This window comes from Aeromicrobium sp. Leaf289 (assembly GCF_001423335.1).
Taxonomy (GTDB): Bacteria; Actinomycetota; Actinomycetes; order Propionibacteriales; family Nocardioidaceae; genus Aeromicrobium.
Genome location: NZ_LMNK01000002.1, coordinates 1 through 20988 on the forward strand (window position 1 = coordinate 1; position 20988 = coordinate 20988).

The following is a 20988-nucleotide window of genomic DNA, read 5'->3' on the forward strand; positions in this document are numbered from 1 at the left end:
CACCGACCCCACCATCACGAGCCTCCTGCTGACAGTCAATTGTCGGAATTTCAAAACTCGCCACAGCATCAAGACCACAAGGGCCCCGACACCACAGACGAGGGTTACTACTGATTATCTCGTCGACTTTTGGCACACTGTTGAGTTCTCAAGGATCAGACGCACATCTGTCACGACCACACCGTGAGGTGGGTCAGCCAGAGGCTTCCTGGTGGACGGAGAAGCGATGCTGCTGCTGTCTCCATCCGACGCCTGCCGTTGTCAGCGGTCCGTCTCCGGGCGAAAGCCCTGGCGTTGACCGTTTCGGTACAAGCTCTGCGCGCTCCGATCACGCGGCCTTTCGGCCTCGTGCTCCGGCGAGCGGCGCAACAAGAAGAACATTACAGACCCCTCCCCGGTCCGGTCAAACCGCCCCCCTTGTGACGTCTCGACCGCGGGCCAGTTCCCTGCAATTGCAGGGCTCGGCACGTCGGGGCACTCGATCCGGCGCCCGTCGGGGGCTTCTCAGAGCTCGCCGACGTCGCGCAACCACACCTCTGTCCGGCGCATCCCCTCGTCCAGGTCGACGGCGGGGTCGTAGCCGAGCATCGACCGAGCCTTGTCGATCGAGTAGGTGCCCGTCCGGCAGAAGTAGCGGACCGCGGTCGTGTTCGTCTCGTCGTCGGCACGACGGACCCGGTTCACCTTGGCCGCGGCCGATGCCAGCGCCAGGGCCGCCGCCGTGGGCATCACGACGGGGCCCCGCCTGCCCAGCATCCGGTAGTAGTGGCCGAAGAACTCCCGGCACTCCACGCCCACCCCACCGCTGAGCGTGAACACCTGGCCGGCCGCCTCCCCACGGTCGGCGGCCAGCACCAGCCCCGAGACCAGGTCGTCGACGAAGACCGGGCTGAAGATCCCCCGCCCCATCGCGGGAAGCAGGAAGCGGTTGGCCTTGATCATCCGCACGGGCAGCAGGGTCCACGGGCGCGATCCCGGGCCGTAGACGTCGCCGGGGCGCACGACCGTCACGTCGATCTCGCCGGCCGCGTGCGCCTGCATCGCTGCCTGCTCCGCGGCGATGCGCGTGTCGACGTACGGGTTGCCGTCGGGCCTCAGGGGATGGTCCTCGGTGACGCCGTCGGGGAAGCCGAGGTCCGAGAACGCGCGGACCGACGAGAGGTAGACGACGCGCGCGGCCCCACGCGAGACCGCCGCGTCGAGGACCCGCCGCGTGCCGAGCGTGTTGACCCGCCACGCCTCCTCCAGCGTCGGCAGGTTGGACACGAGCGCGGCCGTGTGCACGACCGTCGCCCCCGGGGTGATCACGTCGCTCCACGACTCCGGGTCCGTGACGTCCCCGGCGACCACGTCGTGCGCGGGGTCGGCGTGCAGGTCCATGCCACGCACGGAGTCGCCCCGGGCACGCAGTCGCTCCGTGAGGGAACGGCCGATGAAGCCGGACGCGCCGGTGATGACGTAGTCGGCCATCGGTACGTGCTCCTCCGCGATCGTTGACCCAGGGCGTTCGCACCCTCGCACATCGGGAGGTCGATCGGCAGCGCTACGCGGACTCCCACGGGTAGGCGTGCGCGAGGAAGGCCTCGCGCACCTGGTCCCGCGGCGCCTCGAGGGTCTCGTCGAACAGCACCCGACCGTGGTCGCCGTCGATCACGAGGCGCTTGCCGTCGCGGTGGACGCCGACGACCTGCTCGCGGCGCAGGATGCGCTGATCGCTGCCGTGCACGACGACGAGCTGGTCGTCGCCCAGGAGGATCCGGTGCTCGTCGGCGATCGCGAACGCCGCCAGCGCCGAGCCGAGCAGACCGCCGACGGCGAGCCGCGCCGCCCACGCCCAGGGCTCGTCGAAGCCGGCCACCCACTCCGCCACCGCCTCGAACGGCACGAGGGGGAACCCGCTGACCAGGTCCAGCAGCCAGGGCAGCACGAGCAGCAGCGCCCCGCCGCCACCCCCGAGCAGCACGAACGTCCACACGCGGTCGGTGTCGGTCATGCGCAGATCGGTGACGGACGGATCAGTCATGACTGCACGCTAGGCGCGGGCAGAGGCTGCCACGCCGGCCGAAAGGCTCGACCCCTCGGCCGAAGGTCGCGGCTCAGCCGGGCTGTCGGGCGCTCCTCACCGCGACCACCGACTCGTGGCTGACGAGCAGCTCGCACCGCCCTGAGCAGGCCAGCTGGTGGTCGAGACGCCCGGTGGCGATGAGCCGGTGGACCTCGGCCGTCGAGACCTCGAGCAGGCCGGCGGCCTCGGCGACGGTCAGCTGCGACGACATGCCCGAAGCCTAGCCGCGGCGCCCTGTGCCGCGGCGCCGACGAGCACGGTCAGCCCATCGACCTGCGACCGTCGATGCTCTCGCGCAGGACGTCGGCGTGACCGGCGTGCTGGGAGGTCTCGGCGACCAGGTGCAGGAACACTCGGCGTGCCGACCACGACGCGCCCGCCTCGAACCACGGGGCGTCGGGCAAGGGCTGCCGCGCGTCGAGGTCGACGGAGGCGACCAGCTCGTCGGTGGCGAGCGCCGTGCGCTCGTAGAGCGCGACGACGCCGGCCAGGGTCTCCTGCTCGAGCAGTCGGAACTCGTCCTGCCGGTCGAGCACGGCCTGCGGCGGGTCGCTCCAGTCGATGTTCTGCCAGTCGACGTCGGGCTGGGGCGCGGGGCCGTCGACCACGAAGCGCGCCCACTCCCCCTCTGCGGCGGCCACGTGCTTGACCAGCCCGCCGAGGCACAGCTCGCTGGCCGTGGGCGTGAGGCGGGCCTGCTCGTCGGACAGTCCGGTGACGGTGCCGAGGAACAGTGCCCGGTGCTTGCGCAGCGAGTCGAGCAGGTCGGCGCGTTCGCCCACGAGTGCGTCCATGGCACCACGCTAGGGCTGCGTGCCGACACTTCGGAGCGGTTCGAGTCGGCCCCTCGACAGGCTCGGGGAACGAGCTCCGTCGGGCATCTCACGTGCCCTCGCCCTGCGGACCTTCCCGCGCCTGCCTAGCGTGGACTCCATGACCACCACCGTTGCCGCACTGTCCGTCCCCGAGGCCGGGAAGCCGTTCGAGACCGTCGACCTCGAGCGCCGCGACCTCAAGCCGAACGACGTCCGGATCAAGATCCGCTACGCCGGCATCTGCCACTCCGACATCCACCAGGCCCGCGACGAGTGGGGTGGCGGGATCTTTCCCATGACGCCCGGGCACGAGATCATCGGCACCGTCGAGGAGACCGGCTCCGACGTCACCGCACACGCCGTCGGCGACACCGTCGGCGTCGGCTGCTTCGTCGACTCCTGCCTCGACTGCGACGCCTGCCGCGACGGCGAGGAGCAGTTCTGCAGCCGCGGCGTCGTGCAGACGTACTCCGCGAAGGACTACGACGGCGCCATCACCTACGGCGGCTATAGCGAGCAGGTCGTCGTGCGCGACCACTTCGCCGTGAAGATCCCCGACGGCGTCGACCTCGCCGCCACCACCCCGCTGCTGTGCGCGGGCATCACCACCTACGCGCCGCTCGTGCGGCACGGTGTCACCGAGGGCACCCGCGTCGGCGTGATCGGCATGGGCGGTCTCGGCCACGTGGCCGTCAAGATCGCCGCCGCCCTCGGGGCCGACGTGACCGTCCTCAGCCGCACCGACGCGAAGAAGGACGACGGCCTCGAGTTCGGCGCCAAGGCCTACGTCGCGACCGAGGAGAAGGGCGCGCTGCGGAAGCTGCGCGGCTCCTTCGACGTCATCCTCAACACCGTCGGCGCGGCCGTCCCGCTCGACCAGTACCTGGGTCTGCTCGACCGCGGTGGCCGCATGGTCAACCTCGGCGCCCCGACCGAGAGCCTGGAGATGGGCGCGTTCTCGCTGCTCTCGTTCCGCCGTGCGCTCGAGGGCTCGATGGTCGGCGGCCTCCCCCAGACCCAGGAGATGCTCGACTTCTGCGCCGAGCACGGCATCACCGCCACCGTCGAGGTCATCGACGCCGACCAGGTCGGCGACTACTACGACAAGGTCGTCGACGGCAAGGTGCGCTACCGCGCCGTCATCGACGTCGCCTCGATCGCCCGGTGAACCGCACCAGCCTGCGGGTCGGCGACGAGGGCGTCCAGCCCTACCCACTCATGACCGCGCTCGTCGTGCCCCGACCGATCGCGTGGATCAGCACCGTCGACGGCGAGGGCCGGGGGAACCTGGCCCCGCACTCGTTCTTCACCGTCGCGTGCGCGAACCCGCCGATCCTGGCGTTCACCTCCGTCGGCCGCAAGGACACGCTGCGCAACGTCCTGGAGACGAAGGAGCTGGTGGTCAACCTGGCCACCCAGCCGCTCACCGAGGCGGTCAACGGCAGCAGTGCGCCCTACGAGCACGGTGTCGACGAGGCCGAGGCGCTGGGCCTGGAGACGGAGCCGAGCGAGCTCGTGACGCCGCGTCGGGTCCGCGACTCGCCCGCGGCGATCGAGTGCCGCCTGCACTCGACCACCGAGCTGGGTGACTCGACCCTCGTGCTGGCGGAGGTGCTGCTGTTCAGCGTCGCCGACCACGTGCTCGTCGAGGGCCACCCCGCCTTCGACCTGCTGGCGCCCATGACCCGACTCGGCAAGGAGGAGTGGGCGCCGCCCAGCGTGCCGTTCACCCTGCCCCGGCCGACCGAGGCGCCGTAGCGACCGACGATCGCCTAGCGGCTCGGGTCGACGAGGATCTTCGCGTGCTGCTCGGGGTCGGCGAGCCAGCTGAACGCGTCGGCGACCTCGTCGAGCCCGACCGTCCCGGTGATCAGGGGTGAGGGGTCGACCTTGCCGTCGGCGATCATCTGCAGCGTGGCGTGGAACTCGGCCGGGTCGTAGCAGAAGGCGAACCGCAGCTCGACCTCCTTGTTGATCGCCATCGAGGGGCGGAAGGTGTCGGGCTCCATGCACACGCCGACGACGACGATGCGCGACTGCAGCGGCGCCGCGGTGATGATCTGCTCGAGGATGCCGGGGACGCCCACGCACTCGAACACCACCGGTCCCGTGGGCAGGGCACCCAGCTTCTCGGCGGCCTGGAACACCCGGGGCCAGGGCAGGAACGGGACAGCGCGCAGCTTCTTCATGGTGCTCAGGCCGAGGTCCATGAAGTCCGGGGCCGACGTGAGGTAGCGCTTGTCGGACTCGAAGCGGTCCCACGGCGACTCGACGGCGGGGTCGACCACCACGTCGGCGCCGCAGCGCTCCGCGAGCGCACGGCGTCCGGCGGAGAAGTCGCTGGCCACCACGGTCCGCACACCGGAGGCCTTGAGCATGAGGATGACCGCGAGGCCGATGGGCCCGCAGCCGATGACGACGGCCACGTCCTTGCGGCCGACCTGGCCCTTGCGCACCGCGTGCCAGGCCACGGCGAGCGGCTCGGTCGTGGCGGCGTGCTCGACGTCGACGCCGTCGGGCACCTCGAAGGCGACGGCCTCGGACACGAGGATCTGCTCGGCGTAGCCTCCCGGGGCGTGCTCGCTCAGGCCGGTCATGTGCAGGCCGTCGGCGGTCTCCAGCAGCGGCAGCGCGACGACGCGCGTCCCGGGCTTCCAGCGCCCGTGGGTGCGCGGGCCGTACGAGACGACCTCGCCGACGAACTCGTGGCCCATGACCACCGACGACGTGGACCGCATGAAGTGGTCGTACCCCACCTCGCCGGCCATGTCGGCGGTCGCGTCGCCGTGCACGCGGGCGTGCAGGTCGGAACCGCAGATGCCGGACCGGAGCACCTTCAGGAGCACCTGGCCGGGACCGGGGACGGGATCGGGGACGTCGGTGAGCTGGAGCTGCTGCTGGTGGCAGACGACGGCACGCATGAGCACAGTGTGCTGCCTCGACGGGGTCGACGTGTGCACCCACGACAGGCGCACACTGGGTAGGACACGGGGGGTCAGGGAAGACCGGGAGGAGTGGAGAGCATGCAGCAGGGAGACCTGAGGCCGATCGACGCGGCGGAGTGCCTCGAGCTGCTGGCGGTGCGCACGGTGGGCATGGTCGCGTTCGTGGACGACGACGGGCAGCAGCTGGTGCCCGTCAACTACGTGGTGCGCGACGGTGACGTCATCTTCCGCACGTCCGCCGACAGCTTCCTCGCCCAGCTGGCCGACGGTCACGAGGACGTCGCGTTCGCCACGTCGCACCAGGCCGAGCTGGACCAGCACGGCTGGAACGTGACCGTGCGGGGCCGCACGAGCCCGCAGGACGCCACCGACCTGGTGGGCGCGCCGCCACGCACCTGGGCCGGCGGCGTGCGCGACGTGCTGGTGCGGCTGCACCCCGAGCACGTGTCCGGCCGCCGGGTGCACCTGCACTGAGCCGCGGTCAGCGGGGTCGGTCGATCCGCAGCACCACGTGGTCGGGCGGGTCCACCGGGTTGTCGGGCTCGAGCCGCGCCGTGCCCACGTGGCGGAAGCCGGCCTTCTCCAGTGCCCGCCACGACGGCCGGTTGCCCGCGGCGACCGGCACGACCACGGCGGGGCAGTCCGCGTACGAGGCCCACGTGTCGGCGACGAGCGCCGCGATCACGGCAGGCCCGATGCCGCGTCCGGTGTCGGCGGGGTCGCCGATGAGGTAGTCGACGGTCACGGCGCCGGACGGGAGGTCGAGGAACGGCGCGAGCTCGGCCTCGTCGTCGGGGTAGTCGTCCCAGCGGGCGCGCTGGCAGAGGCCGACGTCACGTCCGTCGACGGTGGCCACGAGGTCCTCGGCCGGCTCCTCGCCGCGCATGACCGCACCGAAGTCGCGCTCCAGCGCCTCGGGGTCGGCCTCCTGGAACCACCACCGGTGCACGTGCGGGGCAGCGAGCCAGCGCGCGAGGACCGGCAGGTCGCCCGGCTGGAGCCTGCGGAACGTGACCTGCATGGCCCGACCCTAGAACGTGCGCCTCTAGGCTGTGCTGCGATGCGCACTCCTGGGCTGCTGGTCGCCGGCACGACGTCCGACGCCGGCAAGAGCGTGGTGACGACGGGGATCTGCCGGGCCTTCGCGCGGCGCGGTCTGCGCGTGGCGCCCTACAAGGCGCAGAACATGTCGAACAACTCGATGGTCGTGCCGCTGGGCGGCGAGTCCACCGACGGGTTCGGGGAGATCGGTCGGGCGCAGTGGGTGCAGGCGCTCGCGGCCCGGGCGACGCCCGAGGTCGCGATGAACCCGGTGCTGCTGAAGCCGGGCAGCGACCGGCGCAGCCACGCCGTGGTCATGGGGCGTCCGGGCGGCACCGTCGACGCGACGGACTTCGTGGAGGGGCGGCGGCACCTCGCCGCGGCCGCGCACGCGGCGTTCGACGACCTGGCGGGGCGGTTCGACGTCGTGGTGGCCGAGGGTGCGGGCTCCCCCACCGAGATCAACCTCCGGTCGTCGGACTACGTGAACCTGGGGCTCGCGCAGCACGCGGAGCTGCCGGTGGTGGTCGTGGGCGACATCGACCGCGGCGGCCTGTTCGCCGCCCTGCACGGCACCGTCGCACTGCTCGACGCCGACGACCAGCGGCTGGTGGCCGGCTACGTCGTCAACAAGTTCCGCGGCGAGGTCTCGCTGCTCGATCCGGGCCTCGAGCGGCTGACCTCGCTGACCGGGCGCCCGTTCTACGGCGTGCTGCCCTGGGACCCGTCGCTGTGGCTCGACTCCGAGGACGCGCTCGACCTGGACGGACGGCGATCGGGAGCCGCAGGCGCGCTGCGCGTGGCCGTGGTGCGCCTGCCCCGCATCAGCAACTTCACCGACGTCGACGCACTGGGGGTCGAGCCCGGCGTCGACGTCGTGTTCGTCTCCGACCCGCGCGACGTCGCCGACGCCGACCTGGTCGTCCTGCCCGGCACCCGGGCCACGATCGACGACCTGGTGTGGCTGCGGTCCCGCGGGCTCGACCGGGCCGTCGTGGCGCACGCCCGCGCGGGCCGACCCGTGCTCGGCATCTGCGGTGGCTTCCAGATGCTGGGCCGCCACGTCCACGACCCCGACGCGGTGGAGGCGTCGACGGCGCGCAGCGTCGAGGGCCTGGGCCTGCTCGACGTCGAGACGACGTTCGGCGCCGAGAAGGTGCTGCGCCTGCCGACCGGCGAGGCGCTGGGGGCGCCGACGTCGGGCTACGAGATCCACCACGGACGGATCGCCCGGGGGACGGGCGAGGAGTTCCTGGGCGGCGCACGCAGCGGCGCGGTGATGGGCACGATGTGGCACGGCAGCCTGGAGGGCGACGCGTTCCGCCGGGCGCTGCTGGCCGACGTAGCAGCTGCGGCGGGCACGGTGCTGCCGCCGTCGGACGTGTCGTTCGGGGGCCTGCGCGAGGCGCGGCTCGACCGACTGGGCGACCTGGTCGAGACCCACCTCGACGTCGACGCCCTGGAGCGGCTGGCCCGCGACGGCGCCCCGTCCGACCTGCCCCTGCTCCCGCCGGGGGCGGGCGCATGATCCTGCTGCTCGGCGGCACCGCGGAGGCGCGCGCCCTCGCGGCACGACTGGACGACGCCGGCGTCGCGCTCACGTCGTCGCTGGCCGGGCGGGTGGCCCGACCACGGCTGCCCGTCGGCGAGACGCGGATCGGCGGGTTCGGTGGCGTCGCCGGCCTCCGGTCGTACCTGCGCGACGAGCGGGTGAGGGCGGTCGTCGACGCCACCCATCCCTTCGCGGCGGGCATCAGCGCGAACGCGGCGGCGGCGTGCGACGCCGAGGACGTCCCGCTGCTGCGGCTCGCGCGGCCGGGCTGGAGCGAGCACCCCGACGCCGACCGGTGGCACTGGGTGGACTCCCACGCGGACGCCGCGGCGCTGACCGTCGGACTCGGCAGCCGCCCCTTCCTCAGCATCGGGCGGCAGGGGCTCGCGCCGTTCGTGGAGCCGCTGCAGGACGTCGCGGCGCTCGTGCGGGTGGTCGACGAGCCGGAGCTCGAGCTGCCGCCGGCCTGGACGCTGCTGCACAGCCGCGGCCCCTACGACCTGGCGTCGGAGCGGGCGCTGCTGTCCGAGCACGGTGTGGACGTGGTGGTCACGAAGGACTCCGGCGGCAGCCACACGGTCGCCAAGCTCGACGCGGCGGGCGAGCGGGGCGCGGCCGTGGTGGTCGTGCGCCGGCCCCCGAGCCCGCCCGGGGTGGAGACGGTCAGCGACGTCCGCACTGCCGCCGAGTGGGCAGCCGACCGCGCCGCCGACCGGGCGTGAGGGACCTGGGCCCGAGCACGCAGACGAGCAGCGCGCCCACGTCGACCGCTCGCGCCAGCCTCGTCGCGCGGGCGACGTCGTCGGGGTGGACGGGTCGGCCGTCACCGAGCGTGTGACGGTCCTCGGTGCGTCCGGCGTAGACGTTCACGCCGCCGAGCCGCACCCCGAGCGCACCGGCGAAGGCGGCCTCGACCGGCCCGGCGTTGGGGCTGGGGTGGTGGCGGGCGTCGCGGCGCCACGCGCGAGCGGCCGCGACGGGGCTGCCGTCGACGAGCGGGGCGGTGACGACGGCCAGGGTCGCGGAAAGTCGCGCGGGGACGAGGTTGAGCACGTCGTCGAGGCGGGCGGCGGCCCAGCCGAAGCGTTCGAGTCGAGGGGTGCGATGGCCCACCATGGCGTCGAGGGTGTTGGCGGCGCGGTAGGCCAGGAGCCCGGGAACCCCCGCGACGGCACCGGCCACCAGGGGCGCGACGACGGCGTCGGACGTGTTCTCGGCGACGGACTCGACCGTCGCACGGGCCACGCCCTCGACGTCGAGGGTGCTGGGGTCGCGGCCCACGAGATGGGTCACGCGGCGTCGGGCGCCGTCCAGGTCGTCGGCGTCGAGCAGGGCGTGCACGGCGAGCGCCTCGCGCTCCAGCGAACGCCCCCCGAGCACGGCCCACGTGCATGCCGCGGTCAGCACCGCCTCGGCCACGGGTCCTCGGCGGCGCGCGACGGAGCGGGCGACCACACCGACCGCGCCCGCGCCCCCGACGAGCGCGCCCACGTGGAGCACGCCCGCACCACGTCGGTCGGCGTACGTGCGGCGCTCGAGCGCCGCGGCCACCTGCCCGAAGCCCGCCACCGGGTGCAGCCGGCGGGGGTCACCGAGGAGGCGGTCGGCCACGAACCCGAGCACCAGACCTGCAGAGGCCGGTCTCACGAGAGGACCACGAGCACGGTGGCGAGGGTGAGCTCGATGCCGGCGCCCATCACGTCGCCCGTCACGCCCCCGATGCGACGGTGGGCGCGACGCAGCAGCAGGCCGAGGACGACCAGGGCGGCCGCCGCTGCGGCCAGCCCGTGCCACCACGGCACGTCCGCGAGCACGCAGGCCCCGACGAGCAGCACGCACCAGCCCGCGTGGGCGACGACCGCGACGGGCAGCGGGACGCTCCGCGCCACGGTGGCGCCCAGGCCCGAGCCGTCCCCGGCAGGCACCGCTCGTGAGCACACGACCACCAGGCCGGACCGCGACAGCAGGACCGCGGCACCGAGCAGCACCGCGTCGCCCGCGGCCACGAGCGAGGCCGCCCCCGCGGCCTGGAGGCCGAGCACGAGCACGAGGGCCGCCGCGCCGGCCGGCCCCACGTCACCCGATCGCATGACTGCCAGCGTGCGGTCGCGGTCGTAGGAGGAGGTGAGTCCGTCCGCGGTGTCGGCCAGGCCGTCGAGGTGGAAGGCCCGGGTGCCGAGCGCGAGCAGGCCGACGACGAGCAGGCCCGTGGCCAGCGGCGAGAGCCCCAGCTCCTGGCCCCCCAGCGCAAGGGCGGTCGCCCCGATCGCGAGCGGCAGCACGGCGACGGGAGCGAGCACCATGGCCCGGCCGGCCGTCAGGTGGTCGACCGTCCGGGGCGGCCGCACCGGCCACGCGGTGAGCGTGCCCACGGCGAGCCGCCAGGCGTCGACGGTCGAGGCGGCGGTCATGGACGCATCATCGCGGATCGGGACGGGCTCAGAGCGCCGCGGCCCGAGCTCGACGCAGCTCGTCGGCCTGGCGGGCCCGCCACGTGCGAGCGGTGAGGCCGGTGAGCACGAGCGCCACCCCCGCCCACATCGCCGTCGACGTGGCGAGCGCGCCGACCCGGAAGGAGTAGAGCGTGTTCGCCGGGAAGCTGTCGGGCACCTCGTCGATCGGCGCGAGCACCACGGCCGCCACGCCGACGACCACGAGGTAGAGCGCGACGCCGGAGACCACGGCGAGCCACGGTCCGCGCGCCAGGAGAGCCCGCACCAGCAGGACGGCCGCCACCACGGCGAGCAACGACACGGCCACGAAGCCGAAGTAGAGCGCGGTCCGCTCCCCGATCGTGTCGCCCGAGCCGACCGCGGGCGGGTTCGGCGGGTACTTCACCCACGGGACGACGGTGTAGGCGAGGTAGGCCAGGGCCACGACGACACCGGTCGACGCGACGGGGCGCAGCCCGCCGAGCCGCCCGACCGCGAAGGCCGAGGCGATGCCGGCGACGCCACCGGCCACGAGGCCGAACAGGACCGTCGCCGTGAGCAGGCCGGGCCCGGCCTGCTGGCCTCGGGTGATGCCGCCCGCCTCGTCGTCACCGTGCGAGTGCGCCGCGCCTTCCTCCTCGCCGTGCGAGTGCGCCGCGCCTTCCTCGTGGGAGTGCGCGCCGGCCTCGGCCGGCGCGGACGCGGACTCCTCGAGGGCGATCGCGTCGTCGACGGGCGGCTCGCCGACGGCGAACGCGACGACGAAGGCCAGGATGCCGCCGACGAGGCCGGCGACGAGGCCGTGGACCAGGAAGGTGCGGGGGGTCAGGGACGTGGACATGCAGGGTTCCGTTCTCGCGTGGGGGCCGCGCCGGGCGCAGGCAGGGAGGACGGGTCGCGCACCGGGGCTCGGTGCGGCGCCGTCAGACGTCGGGCTGGTCAGCGACAGGGCTGATCAGTGACAGTGCTGATCAGTGGCAGGGGAAGCCGAGCAGGTGGCGTCCGTCGTGGACCCACTCGTGCACGGTGTCGCCCGCGAGCAGGGAGGTCGCTCCCTGCTCGGCACCGACGAAGTACAGCGCCAGGACGGCGAACAGGGCGACGAACAGCGCCCAGGGGGCGAGCTCGCGCACGGAGATGGGCGTGGCCACACCGACGAGGTCGACGGAGCGGGCTGGGGAGAGCTGCGACATGGCAGGCCTTTCCTGAGGGATGAGTGCGTCCCGTGGATGGATGGCTGTCGTCGGCTTGGGTCTGGCTCCGCCCCGTCGTGCTGAGGCGTCACAGTAGCGCTACTGCGCCGGATTCCCACCGGCTTCCGCACCGTCGATCGTTCGTCATCGTAGGGCAGTCGAGGGGTCCTGCGCGAGGGTCTCCCACGATCGATTCCTACGACTGCGTCACGCGGACCTCGGCGTTGGCGGGCAGGGACGGTGCCGTGCCGTCGAGAGCCGCGACGACGTAGGCGATCACGTCGCCGTGGGTCACCACGAGCGTGTCGTCGGCCGGGCCCGACGCCAGGAAGTCCGCGAGGCGCCCGAGCACGTCGTCGAGCGTCTCGTCGTGACCGCGCTCGACCAGCCGCGGGTCCTCCACGACCTCGAGCCCGAGCCGCGCCGCCACCAGGTCGGCACTCTGGCGGGCACGGACCAGGGGCGAGCACACCACGGCGGCGACGTCGGCGTCGGCCAGCTGATCGGCGGCAGCGAGCACCTGGCGCCGCCCCAGGTCCGTGAGCGGCGGGTGGGCCGTGCGGCCCTGCTCGCGGCCGGCGACGTTCCAGGTGGACTCGCCGTGGCGCATCCACAGCAGGCGGGTCACCGGCTCACACCACTGGTGCCGGCTCGAGCGGCAGCGCCTCGACCACGCGGCCGACGACCGTGACCGCCGGAGCGCCGATGCCGGCGTCGGCAGCGACGCGCGCGATCGTGGCGACGGTGCCGTCGACCCGACGCTGGCTGGGCAGGCCCGCGTCGGCGACCACCGCGGCCGGGGTGTCGGGGTCGAGGCCACCGCCCACCAGCGCCTCGGCGATGGCGCCGAGGGTGCGCACGCCCATGAGCACGACGATCGTGGTGCCCGTCGACGCGACCGCCTTCCAGTCGACCGTGGAGTCGGGGTGGTCGGGCGGCACGTGGCCCGAGACCACGGTGAAGCCCTGCGTGAGCCCCCGGTGGGTGACCGGGATGCCCGCGAGGGCCGGGCCGGAGACCGACGACGTGACGCCGGGCAGCACCCGCACCGGCACACCCGCGCGGGCGCAGGCGATCGCCTCCTCGCCGCCGCGGCCGAACACGAACGGGTCGCCGCCCTTCAGCCGGACCACGCGCCGGCCCGCCAGGGCGTGCTCCACGAGCAGCGCGTCGATCGCGTCCTGTCCGGTGGACGGGCCGCCCGGGATCTTCGCGACGTCGACGACCTGGGCGTCGGGCCGCACCGCGTCGAGCGCGGCGAGCGGGACGAGCCGATCGGTCACCACGACGTCGGCCTCGGCCAGGGCGCGCAGGCCACCCACGGTCATGAGGTCGGGGTCGCCCGGCCCGGCGCCGACGAGGACGACGTCACCCGGGGCACCGGCGGGGGTGCCGGGCGACGGGCGGCGATGGGCACCGTCGGCCGGCACCCGCAGCACCACGTCGGCCGCGAGCACGTCGTCGAGCGACAGCTCGCCGCGCCGCCAGGAGACGAGGCCGCGGTGGACGAGGTCCTCGAGCGTGGCCACGAGGTCGGGGGCCACGACCGTGACGGTGTCGCCCTCGGCCAGGGCCGACGACGCTGCCGCTGCGGCGCGCAGGCCGCCGCCGGCCACGAGCACGCGCCGACTCACGACCGCACCTGCGCGAGCGCGGCGAGGAAGCGACGGGTGACGTCAGGAGCGCGCACGGCGACGCGGATCCAGGCGTCGTCGAGTCCCGGGAAGGTGTCGGCGCGCCGCACCGCCCACCCGGCGTCGCGCAGCGCACCGTGGACCCCTGGCCCCACCCGAGCCAGGACGAACGGCGCGGACGACGGCAGGTGGTGGACGCCCAGCTCGTCGAGGCCGTCGGTGAGCACGGCGCGGTGCCGGCCCACGTCGGCGGCACGACGGGTCGCCTCGGCACGGGCGTCGTCGGACGTGCACGCGACGATCGCGGCGGCGGCGTGCGTCGACACCGACCACGGCGGCTGCTGGGCGCGCAGGTCGGCCAGCAGCTCGGGGTCGCCGAGGACGTAGCCCGCGCGCACGCCGGGGATGCTCCAGAGCTTCGTCAGGCTGCGCACGACCAGCACCCCGGGAAGGGGCGAGCCTGCGAACGAGTGCTGCTCCCCGGGCACGGCGTCCATGAACGCCTCGTCGACCACGACCACGCGGCCGGGCCGCGCGAGGGCACGGATCGCCCAGGCGGGGTGCAGCACCCCGGTGGGGTTGGTGGGGTTGCCGACGACCACGAGGTCGGCGTCGTCGGGGACGCGGTCGGGCTCGAGCGCGAAGTCGTGGCCGAGCCGCACGTGCTGCGGGTCGTGGCCGGCCTGGCGCAGCGCGACGTCGGGCTCGGTGAACTGCGGGTGCACCACCACGGGGTGCTGCCAGTCGCGGGCGCGGGCCAGCAGCGTGAACGCCTCCGCCGCACCGGCGGTGGCGAGCACCTCGTCGTCGGCGCGCAGGTGACGACGAGCCACGGCCGCCTCGGCCTCGCGGGCGTCGGGGTAGCGGTCGACGTCGTCGAGCGCGGAGCGCAGGGCACGGTCGAGCCACGTCGGACGCGGCCCGTCGTGCACGTTGACCGCGAGGTCGACGAGCCCGTCGGTGGCCTCGACGTCGCCGTGGTGGCGGAGCGGGTCGGGCGGGGAGACGGCCTCGACACGCGGCCGGCGGTTGCCACCCGCCGCTGGTCGAGTGGCCGCCGAGGCGACGAAGGAGCTCTCGGGGGCGGATCGAGACCGCTCGGGCGCGGCGTGGACCGCCGCGGCGAAGCGCGCCGCCATGCGGGGGTGACCCGCCCAGTGCGTGTGCAGGTACGAGGCGTGGAGCGTCGGGCTCGCGAAGCCGGCCTCGCCGTGGGCGCTCGTCCAGGCGACACCGAGCGCGTCGTCGGCGCCGGCCGACGGCGTGACGTGGGTGCGGTGGAACTCGTGGCCGGTCACGCGGCCGCCGACGGGGGCGAGCAGGTGCTCGACCGGGGCCACCGCCGTGCGGTAGCCGAGGGTCAGGCGCGGTGTCATGGCGGCGTCGGCCGGGAGCGCACCCACCATGGGCGCGCCGTCGAGCGAGCGGCAGAGGTACAGCAGGCCCGCGCACTCGGCCACGGTCGGCACCCCGGCGGCCACGGCGTCCGCGATGGCGTGGCGCAGGGGCTCGTTGGCCGAGATCGTCGCCGCGTGCACCTCGGGGAAGCCGCCACCCAGGTAGAGCCCCGACGTGCCCTCCGGCAGGGACTCGTCGTGCAGGGGGTCGAACACCCGCACGTCGCAGCCGAGGGCGTCGAGCAGCTCGACCGTCTCGGCGTAGCGGAACGTGAACGAGCGGCCGCCGGCCACGGCGACCACGCGCCGGGGCCCGGCGGGCGGAGGGCCGACCTCGTCGGCGGCGTCCCACGCCGCGCCCTGCAGGGTCGGCGCCGACCGGGCGATGCGCACGACCTCCTCCAGGTCGACGGCCTTCGCGACCCGGGTGGCGAGCCGGTCGAGCGCGGCCGCCGCGTCCTCCCGCTCGGCCGCGGGCACCAGGCCCAGGTGGCGCGACGGGGCCACGACGCCGTCGTCGCGGTGCACGATGCCGAGCACCGGCACCCCGGTGCTCTCGAGCGCGCGCACCACCTCGTCGGCGTGCCGCGTGGACCCGACCTTGTTGAGGACGACGCCGGCCACCCGCACCGACGTGTCGAAGGCGACCATGCCCTGGACGAGCGCCGCGATGGAGCGCGACGCCGAGGACACGTCGACCACGAGCACCACCGGGCTGTCGGTCACGCGGGCCACGTGGGCGGTGGAGGCGTAGCCGTCGGTGCCGAGCATGCCGTCGTGCAGACCCATGACGCCCTCGACGACCGCGAGGTCCGCACCGGCAGAACCGTGCAGCAGCAGCGGGACGAGACGCTCCTCCCCCACCAGGTGGGGGTCGAGGTTGCGGCCGGGCAGACCGGTGGCCAGCGCGTGGTAGCCGGGGTCGATGTAGTCCGGTCCCACCTTGTGGCCCGAGACCCGCAGCCCGGTGCGGGCGAGCGCCGCCATGAGGCCCGTGGCGATCGTCGTCTTGCCGTGGCCCGACGCGGGCGCGGCGACGACCAGGCGCGGGATGGTCACCACTCGATCCCTCGCTGACCCTTCTGGCCGGCGTCCATGGGGTGCTTGACCTTCGTCATCTCCGTGACGAGGTCGGCCACCTCCAGGAGCCGGGGGGCGGCATCGCGTCCGGTGATCACCACGTGCTGGCGACCGGGCCGCGACGCGAGGGTGTCGGCGACGTCGTCGACGTCGACCCAGCCCCACTTCATGGGGTAGGTGAACTCGTCGAGCACGTAGAGGTCGTGTGTCTCGGCGGCGAGACGGCGCTTGATCTCGGCCCAGCCCTCGGCGGCCGCGACGGCGTGGTCGTCGTCGGTGCCGGACTTGCGCGACCACGACCAGCCCGAGCCCATCTTGTGCCACTCGACGGGCCCGCCGAGGCCCTCGGTCTCGTGCAGGCGGCCCAGGTGCTCGAGCACGGACTGCTCGCCGACGCGCCACTTGGCGGACTTGACGAACTGGAACACGCCGACCTTCCAGCCCTGGTTCCAGGCGCGCATGGCCAGGCCGAACGCGGCGGTGGACTTCCCCTTGCCGGGGCCGGTGTGCACCATGACGAGCGGACGGTTGCGGCGCTGGCGGGTGGTGAGGCCGTCGTCGGGGACGACCAGCGGCTGACCCTGGGGCATCAGGCCACCTCCCTCACCGTGCGGACGGCGGAGGTCAGGCTCTCGGCGCTCACCTCGCCGAGCGGGAGGTGCTGGGCGCCGAGCCGGTCGGCCAGCACCGACGCGAGCCCCAGCCGGAACCCGCCGGTCTCGCAGTCGACGACCACCGACGCCACGCCGGAGCGGTGGAGGTGGTCGGCCGCCCGGTGGGCGCGGGCCAGGGCGTCAGGGCCCGACGTGGCCCGACCGTCGGTGACGACCACGAGCAGCGGTCGGCGCAGCGGGTCGCGGATGCGCTCGAGACGCAGCGCGTCCGCGGCAGCGGCGAGGCCCTCGGCCAGCGGGGTGCGGCCGCCTGCCGGCAGCTCCTCGAGCCGGCGCGCGGCGACGTCGACCGACGACGTGGGTGGCAGGTCGAGCGTGGCGCCGGCGCCGCGGAAGGTGACCAGCCCGACCTTGTCGCGGCGCTGGTAGGCGTCGAGCAGCAGCGAGAGCACGGCGGTCTTGACCTGCTCCATCCGGCGCCGGGCCGCCATGGAGCCCGAGGCGTCGACGCAGAGCAGCACCAGGTTGGACTCGCGTCCCTCGCGCACGGCGACGCGCAGGTCGGCCGGACGCAGCAGCACGCGGCCTCCGTCGGCGCGTCCGCGCGCGTGCTGGTGCGGCGCGGCGGCACGGACCGTCTCGACGAGGTGCAAGGAGCCGCTGCGGCCGGCCGGGGTGCGCGCACCGATGCGTCGGCCGTCGTCGGTCACCGCGCGCGAGCGACGACCCGAGACGCCGGCACCCACGCCGTCGACCTGCAGCAGGCGGGCCCGCACCGGCTGCCCGGCACCGACCGTGGACTCCGCGGCCTGGCCGGAGCCCTCGCCGCTGTCGCCGCCGGACGGAGCGGGCGCCTCACCGGGCGCGGGAGCGTCGGCCGCGGTGTCGCTGCCGCCGCCGGGGCCACCACCGTCGGGACCCCCGTCGTCAGGGCCCTCGTCGTCAGGACCGTCGGAGCCCCCGTCGTCGGGGCCGCCCGCGGGCGGCTCGTCCGGGCCGAGCAGGTCGTCGAGCTCGGACTCGTCGAGCCCGGTCTCGTCGAAGGGGTTGCGCCGACGACGGTGCGGCAGCGCGAGGCGGGCGGCCGCGCGCACGTCGTCGCGGGTGATGGTGGTGCGCCCGTGCCACGCCGCGTGGGCGGCAGCGGTGCGGGCCGTCACGATGTCGGCACGCAGGCCGTCGACCCCGAACGCCGAGCACAGCTCCGCGATGGAGACCAGGGTCGCGTCGTCGAGCGGCACCTGGGTCACGAGGTCCTGGGCGGCACTGATCCTGGCGGTGAGCGCGGCCTCGGCGTCGGCGAAGCGCACCGCGAAGCCGGTCGGGTCGGCGTCGAAGGCCAGCCGGCGACGCACGACCTCGGCGCGGGTGGCCGGCTCGCGCGGCGCGGCCACCTCCACGGCGAGGCCGAAGCGGTCCAGCAGCTGGGGCCGCAGCTCGCCCTCCTCGGGGTTCATCGTGCCGATGAGGACGAACCGGGCGGCGTGCTCCACGGACACGCCGTCGCGCTCCACCGTGGAGCGGCCCATCGCGGCCGCGTCGAGCAGGAGGTCGACCAGGTGGTCGTGCAGCAGGTTGACCTCGTCCACGTAGAGCACGCCGCGGTGCGCGCGAGCCAGCAGGCCGGGCTCGTAGCGGGTGACGCCGCTGCCGAGGGCCTGCTCGAGGTCGAGGGAGCCGAGCACGCGGTCCTCGGTGGCGCCGACGGGCAGCTCGACGAGCCGCACGGGGCGGGACTCGACCGGTGCGTCCGGCCCGAACGGACCGTCGGGCGACAGGGCGGAGTCGGCAGGATCGCTGGAGAACCGGTCGCCCGCGACCACCTCGATCGGCGGCAGCACGGCCGCGAGGGCACGCACGAGGGTCGACTTCGCCGTGCCCTTCTCCCCTCGTACGAGCACGCCGCCGATGGCGGGCGAGATCGTCGTGAGGACGAGGGCGAGGGCCATGTCGTCGAGCTGGTCGGGCTCGGCTCCGACGACGGCCGTGAAGGGGTAGTGCTGTGGCATGAGGGCTCCCGCTCGATCGCCATGGCTGGTTGAGCGCGAGGCCGGTCTTCGGACTTCCACCCTCAGGTGGTCACCGCAGCGGACCCTGTGCCGGACTTGCACCGGCTTCCCGATTCTCCCCAGGTTCTGGGGCACCTCGCGTCATGTGAAGTTTGGTCGGGCGCCAGGCTACCGGTGCGCCGACGTGGTGCGGCAACCCACTAGCCTCGCGAGACATGACCTCCGCTCGCTCCCCCCTCCTGGTCGTCGGGATCGGTGCCGACGGCTGGCCCGGGCTCGATGCCGCCCGCCGGACCGCGGTCGAGTCGGCCGACGTCCTCCTGGGAGGCGAGCGGCACCTGGCGATGGTCCCCGCGGACGTGCCGGCCGAGCGCGTGCCGTGGCCCTCGCCCCTGCGCGACGGGCTTCCGGACCTGGTCTCCAGGTTCGAGGGGCGGCGCCTGGTGGCGCTCGCGTCGGGCGACCCGCTGGTCTCAGGCATCGGCACCACGCTCGTCGGCCTGCTCGGCGCCGACGCCGTCGAGGTGCTGCCGGGCGTCTCGTCCGCCGCCCTGGCGCGGGCCCGGATGCGCTGGTCGGCGGAGTCGTCGGACGTCGTGACCGTGGTGGGCCGCGACGTGCACCGACTCGTGACCGCCTTCGCCCCGGGGGCCCGTCTGCTGGTGCTGTGCTCGGACGCGTCGACGCCCGCGGCGGTGGCCGCGCTGCTCGCGTCGCACGGCTACGGCACGAGCACGCTGACCGCGCTCACCGACCTGGGTGCCGAGACCGAGTCCCGCACCGAGGGTGTCGCGACCACCTGGACGGACGACGTCGGCGCGCTGACCGTGCTGGCCGTCGAGGTCCGCGACGCGGGTGCGCGTGTGCTGCCGCTCGTGCCCGGCCTGCCCGACGACGCCTTCGAGCACGACGGCCAGGTCACCAAGCGCGACGTGCGGGCCAGCGCCCTCGCGCGCCTGGCCCCGACGCCCGGCGCCCTGCTGTGGGACGTCGGCGCGGGCGCCGGGTCGGTGTCAGTGGAGTGGGCGCGCACCCACCCGAGGTGCCGGGCCGTCGCCGTCGAGCGGGACGCCGAGCGTGCCGAGCGGATCGTCCGCAACACCCGCACCCTCGGCGTGCCCGAGGTGCAGGTGGTCACGGGCGCGGCGCCCGATGCGCTCGCCGACCTGGACACCCCCGACGCGGTGTTCGTCGGTGGCGGTGCGACGGTCCGCGGCGTGCTCGACGCCTGCTGGGGGGCGCTGCGCCCGGGTGGACGCCTGGTGGTGCACGGCGTCACGCTCGAGACCGAGCAGCTGCTCGTCGCGTGGCATGCCGAGCACGGCGGCGAGCTGGTGCGGCTGCTCGTCGAGACGGCCGCACCCCTCGGGTCGTTCACGTCGTGGACCCCGGCCCGTGCGGTGACGCAGTGGTCGGTCGTGAAGGAAGGACGCGCATGACCGTGCACGTGGTGGGCGCCGGACCCGGTGCCGCGGACCTCCTGACGGTGCGGGCCGTCCGGCTCCTCGAGCACGCCGACGTCGTGCTGTACGCCGGCACCTACGTCGACGCCGTGCTCGAGCACTGCCGACCCGACGCACGCCTCGTCGACACCCAGGACCTCGACCTCGACGCGATCACGGCCACGTGCGTCGACGGGCACGCGGCGGGACTCGAGGTGGTGCGGCTGTCGTCGGGCGACCCGTCGGTGTACTCGGCGCTGCACGAGCTGACGCGTCGGCTCGACGCCGCCGGCGTGTCGTGGGACGTCACCCCCGGGGTACCGGCCTACGCCGCGGCCGCGGCCCGCTTGGGGGTCGAGCTGACCGTGCCCGAGGTGGTGCAGTCGGTGGTCCTCACCCGCACCCAGGCGCGCTCCACCGCGATGCCGTCGAGCGAGGAGCTGGAGACCTTCGCGGCGACGGGTGCCACGTTGTGCCTGCACCTGGCCATCACCCGCACCCGTGACCTGGCCGACCGGCTCGCGGCCGTGCTCGGTGCCGAGACGCCCGTGGCGGTCGTCGCGAACGCGTCGCAGGACGCCGAGATGGTGCTGCGCGGCACCCTCGCCGACGTGGCGGACCAGGTGGAGGCCGCGGGCCTGCGCCAGGCCGCCGTCATCCTCGTCGGGCCGGCGGTCTCGCGACCGGACGGAGCGGAGTCCTACCTCTACTCCCCCACCCGCGACCGGTCCACCAAGCGCCGCTAGTCACTCCGTTTCGGACAGTTCCG

At 74.4% G+C, this 20988-nt stretch carries 22 protein-coding genes, 1 pseudogene and 2 riboswitches; of the genes and pseudogenes, 7 read left to right on the forward strand and 16 right to left on the reverse strand.

The window, feature by feature from the left end; all coding sequences use genetic code 11:
- Nucleotides 1-504 precede the first annotated feature (504 nt).
- From ASF37_RS03925 to ASF37_RS03940, 4 genes are all read right to left on the reverse strand, one after another.
- On the reverse strand, nt 505-1470 hold the full coding sequence (locus ASF37_RS03925) for an NAD(P)-dependent oxidoreductase (RefSeq protein WP_056574753.1): 966 nt from the start codon (nt 1468-1470) through the stop codon (nt 505-507).
- Nucleotides 1471-1543: 73 nt separating this feature from the next.
- Nucleotides 1544-2023 (reverse strand): hypothetical protein, encoded by a 480-nt coding sequence (locus ASF37_RS03930; protein WP_056574757.1) that lies wholly within the window; start codon nt 2021-2023, stop codon nt 1544-1546.
- A 73-nt stretch (nt 2024-2096) separates the two neighbouring features.
- Nucleotides 2097-2276: a hypothetical protein gene (locus ASF37_RS03935; RefSeq protein WP_055960993.1), complete on the reverse strand. Its 180-nt coding sequence runs from the start codon at nt 2274-2276 to the stop codon at nt 2097-2099.
- Between the two features lie 49 nt (nt 2277-2325).
- Entirely contained in the window at nt 2326-2859 is a 534-nt protein-coding gene (locus ASF37_RS03940; protein WP_056574760.1) for a DinB family protein, read from the reverse strand.
- A gap of 139 nt (nt 2860-2998) precedes the next feature.
- Between ASF37_RS03940 and ASF37_RS03945 the strand changes: the two genes are divergently transcribed.
- Together ASF37_RS03945 and ASF37_RS03950 are read left to right on the forward strand one after the other, a co-directional pair.
- Nucleotides 2999-4048: an NAD(P)-dependent alcohol dehydrogenase gene (locus tag ASF37_RS03945; RefSeq protein WP_055960999.1), complete on the forward strand. Its 1050-nt coding sequence runs from the start codon at nt 2999-3001 to the stop codon at nt 4046-4048.
- Complete coding sequence (locus tag ASF37_RS03950) at nt 4045-4638, forward strand: flavin reductase family protein (protein WP_235492830.1); 594 nt, start codon at nt 4045-4047, stop codon at nt 4636-4638. The genes ASF37_RS03945 and ASF37_RS03950 overlap by 4 nt, the downstream gene beginning before the upstream one ends.
- A 14-nt stretch (nt 4639-4652) precedes the next feature.
- Here ASF37_RS03950 and ASF37_RS03955 read toward each other — a convergent pair whose 3' ends face one another.
- Nucleotides 4653-5801, reverse strand: coding sequence for a zinc-binding dehydrogenase (locus tag ASF37_RS03955; protein ID WP_056575369.1), 1149 nt, complete (start codon nt 5799-5801; stop codon nt 4653-4655).
- Between the two features lie 102 nt (nt 5802-5903).
- On the opposite strand from ASF37_RS03955, the gene ASF37_RS03960 reads away from it, so the two are divergent.
- On the forward strand, nt 5904-6299 hold the full coding sequence (locus tag ASF37_RS03960) for a pyridoxamine 5'-phosphate oxidase family protein (RefSeq protein WP_156368120.1): 396 nt from the start codon (nt 5904-5906) through the stop codon (nt 6297-6299).
- A 7-nt stretch (nt 6300-6306) separates the two neighbouring features.
- On the opposite strand, the gene ASF37_RS03965 is transcribed toward ASF37_RS03960, so the two are convergent.
- Nucleotides 6307-6846 (reverse strand): GNAT family N-acetyltransferase, encoded by a 540-nt coding sequence (locus ASF37_RS03965; RefSeq protein WP_056579178.1) that lies wholly within the window; start codon nt 6844-6846, stop codon nt 6307-6309.
- Between the two features lie 39 nt (nt 6847-6885).
- On the opposite strand from ASF37_RS03965, the gene ASF37_RS03970 reads away from it, so the two are divergent.
- The gene (locus tag ASF37_RS03970; RefSeq protein ID WP_055961008.1) at nt 6886-8394 is read left to right on the forward strand and encodes a cobyric acid synthase; all 1509 of its coding nucleotides are present in this window, start codon (nt 6886-6888) and stop codon (nt 8392-8394) included.
- On the forward strand, nt 8391-9140 hold the full coding sequence (locus ASF37_RS03975) for a cobalt-precorrin-6A reductase (protein WP_056579179.1): 750 nt from the start codon (nt 8391-8393) through the stop codon (nt 9138-9140). The genes ASF37_RS03970 and ASF37_RS03975 overlap by 4 nt, the downstream gene beginning before the upstream one ends.
- On the opposite strand, the gene ASF37_RS03980 is transcribed toward ASF37_RS03975, so the two are convergent.
- The 10 genes and pseudogenes from ASF37_RS03980 to ASF37_RS04020 all read right to left on the reverse strand — a co-directional run bounded on the left by ASF37_RS03980 (nt 9082) and on the right by ASF37_RS04020 (nt 18777).
- The gene (locus tag ASF37_RS03980) at nt 9082-10065 is read right to left on the reverse strand and encodes a cobalamin biosynthesis protein (RefSeq protein ID WP_055961014.1); all 984 of its coding nucleotides are present in this window, start codon (nt 10063-10065) and stop codon (nt 9082-9084) included. The genes ASF37_RS03975 and ASF37_RS03980 overlap by 59 nt on opposite strands.
- Entirely contained in the window at nt 10062-10829 is a 768-nt protein-coding gene (locus ASF37_RS03985) for an adenosylcobinamide-GDP ribazoletransferase (RefSeq protein ID WP_056551801.1), read from the reverse strand. Before ASF37_RS03985 ends, ASF37_RS03980 begins: the two co-directional genes overlap by 4 nt.
- 28 nt (nt 10830-10857) lie before the next feature.
- Nucleotides 10858-11691: a CbtA family protein gene (locus tag ASF37_RS03990; protein ID WP_082506386.1), complete on the reverse strand. Its 834-nt coding sequence runs from the start codon at nt 11689-11691 to the stop codon at nt 10858-10860.
- Between the two features lie 130 nt (nt 11692-11821).
- A complete protein-coding gene (locus ASF37_RS03995) occupies nt 11822-12043 on the reverse strand; it encodes a CbtB-domain containing protein (RefSeq protein ID WP_055961027.1) in 222 nt (73 codons plus the stop codon).
- A 59-nt stretch (nt 12044-12102) separates the two neighbouring features.
- Nucleotides 12103-12170: riboswitch (cobalamin riboswitch) on the reverse strand.
- Nucleotides 12171-12239: 69 nt separating this feature from the next.
- Nucleotides 12240-12671 carry a histidine phosphatase family protein gene (locus ASF37_RS04000; RefSeq protein ID WP_056579180.1) on the reverse strand — a complete coding sequence of 144 codons (432 nt, stop codon included), beginning with the start codon at nt 12669-12671 and terminating at the stop codon, nt 12240-12242.
- Between the two features lie 4 nt (nt 12672-12675).
- A complete protein-coding gene (cobA, locus tag ASF37_RS04005) occupies nt 12676-13473 on the reverse strand; it encodes a uroporphyrinogen-III C-methyltransferase (protein WP_255353934.1) in 798 nt (265 codons plus the stop codon).
- Nucleotides 13474-13677 (reverse strand): annotated as a pseudogene (locus ASF37_RS17550) (NAD(P)-dependent oxidoreductase); the annotation flags it as partial.
- Entirely contained in the window at nt 13674-16133 is a 2460-nt protein-coding gene (locus tag ASF37_RS04010; RefSeq protein ID WP_056580369.1) for a cobyrinate a,c-diamide synthase, read from the reverse strand. The gene ASF37_RS04010 and the pseudogene ASF37_RS17550, both read right to left, overlap by 4 nt.
- On the reverse strand, nt 16130-16744 hold the full coding sequence (gene cobO / locus ASF37_RS04015; RefSeq protein WP_055961035.1) for a cob(I)yrinic acid a,c-diamide adenosyltransferase: 615 nt from the start codon (nt 16742-16744) through the stop codon (nt 16130-16132). The genes ASF37_RS04010 and cobO overlap by 4 nt, the downstream gene beginning before the upstream one ends.
- Nucleotides 16744-18777 carry a VWA domain-containing protein gene (locus ASF37_RS04020; protein ID WP_056579182.1) on the reverse strand — a complete coding sequence of 678 codons (2034 nt, stop codon included), beginning with the start codon at nt 18775-18777 and terminating at the stop codon, nt 16744-16746. Before ASF37_RS04020 ends, cobO begins: the two co-directional genes overlap by 1 nt.
- Before the next feature lie 21 nt (nt 18778-18798).
- Nucleotides 18799-18931: riboswitch (cobalamin riboswitch) on the reverse strand.
- A 61-nt stretch (nt 18932-18992) separates the two neighbouring features.
- Between ASF37_RS04020 and cbiE the strand changes: the two genes are divergently transcribed.
- Nucleotides 18993-20216, forward strand: a complete 1224-nt coding sequence (gene cbiE / locus ASF37_RS04025) for a precorrin-6y C5,15-methyltransferase (decarboxylating) subunit CbiE (protein WP_056579183.1) — start codon at nt 18993-18995, stop codon at nt 20214-20216.
- Nucleotides 20213-20965, forward strand: a complete 753-nt coding sequence (locus tag ASF37_RS04030; RefSeq protein WP_056574783.1) for a cobalt-precorrin-4/precorrin-4 C(11)-methyltransferase — start codon at nt 20213-20215, stop codon at nt 20963-20965. Before cbiE ends, ASF37_RS04030 begins: the two co-directional genes overlap by 4 nt.
- Nucleotides 20966-20988: the final 23 nt, after the last annotated feature.